Here is a 1,326-nt window from a genome sequence, read left to right on the forward strand (position 1 = left end):
CTGTTAAAAAAGCTTTCCGTTGGGGCGTTGACGCTCCTATGTCAAGCGGCGCGGCTCGAATCGGCCAGATCGGCCAAGATGAGGGGATACAGCTCCCTGACGATATAGCGCTTGAGGCAGCGATGAATCTCCTTCTTTGACATGCCTTCCTTGGTCCGGCGTTCGACGTATGTCCGTGTCCTGGGATCGCTGCGCATTCGCACCATGGCGATGGTCCACAAGGCGTTATTTGCCGACCGATCTCCGCCCCTGTTCAAGCGATGCCGGACCGTTTTGCCGGACGAAGCCTGCAGAGGACTTGTGCCACAAAGCGCTGCCAATGCGGCTTCGCTTTTCAGGCGCTCCGGGTTGTCACCTGCAACGGCAACGAGCACTGCCGCCGTTTGAGGCCCTACGCCAAACCGCTCCCGAAGCCGCTTGGCATGCTGGCTGGTCAGGCGATCAAGCATGCCGTCGAGGGTGCTCAGTTCCTCGGCCAGGGCCAGCCAGCGCTTGGCCAGCAGGCGTAGGGTGGAGGTCAAGGTTTGAAGCAACGGAGTGTCGCCTAAAGAGCGCAGGCGGGCGCAACTCGCGACGCATTCCGCCGTCTTCTCTTTCAGAAGCCGTTCACGGACTTCCTGAGGCGCGCTGACCAGCAAAGCCCGCAACTGATTGATGGCCTGCGTCTTCGCCTTTACGGCACTGCGCCGGGCAACAGAGACAGCACGCATCGCTTCGGCTGCTCCAGACTGCGCCTTGGGAAGGGCCGTTGCCTTCCCCGAGAGGACTGCGCGTGCGGCGTTTTCCGCGTCAGTGGGATCAGACTTCCCGCGAGACCGGCGCGCCGCTCGGTCGGGACGATTGACTTCCAGTACCTCAATCTCATGATCGCGTAGCACGCGGGCCAGGCCAGCCCCGTAGGTGCCGGTTCCTTCGACTCCAGCGCGGCACAAGCGTCCGAACGAGTTCGCCCAGGAGAGAAGATTGAGATAGCCATTGGTGTCGGCCGATACCGACTGCGTGCCGAGGAGCTTGCCCGTGCCGCTGATCACCGCCCCAACATGCGTATCCAAATGCGTGTCGACACCCAAAATCACTTCGTCTTGTTCCATGCGTGTTTTCCGTTGTAGTGGGCACATCGCCAACCCCACTCGCAGGACAGGACACTCACGGTGCAGGACAAGGCTCCTATCAGGTCACAAACGTTGGGCCCGGCAATGCTCGGGGAACGCCGGAACCCGATCGACAGGTCAACGCAAAGGCAGCTCGGCCAATCCCAGCACGGGTCAGATCGGTCCGACGTTCGAAGCGTATTTTGGACTGAGTGTCCCAGCAGTTTCCCTTGCG

The 1,326-nt window shown here is 61.2% G+C and carries 1 protein-coding gene; it reads right to left on the reverse strand.

What is annotated here, in order from left to right; genetic code table 11:
* Positions 1–41: 41 nt before the first annotated feature.
* Positions 42–1,091: an IS110 family RNA-guided transposase gene (locus tag KHO41_RS40915; RefSeq protein WP_211958881.1), complete on the reverse strand. Its 1,050-nt coding sequence runs from the start codon at positions 1,089–1,091 to the stop codon at positions 42–44.
* Between the last annotated feature and the right edge of the window lie 235 nt (positions 1,092–1,326).

The sequence above is a fragment of the Cupriavidus numazuensis genome (assembly GCF_905397435.1).
GTDB classification, from domain to species: Bacteria; Pseudomonadota; Gammaproteobacteria; order Burkholderiales; family Burkholderiaceae; genus Cupriavidus; species Cupriavidus numazuensis.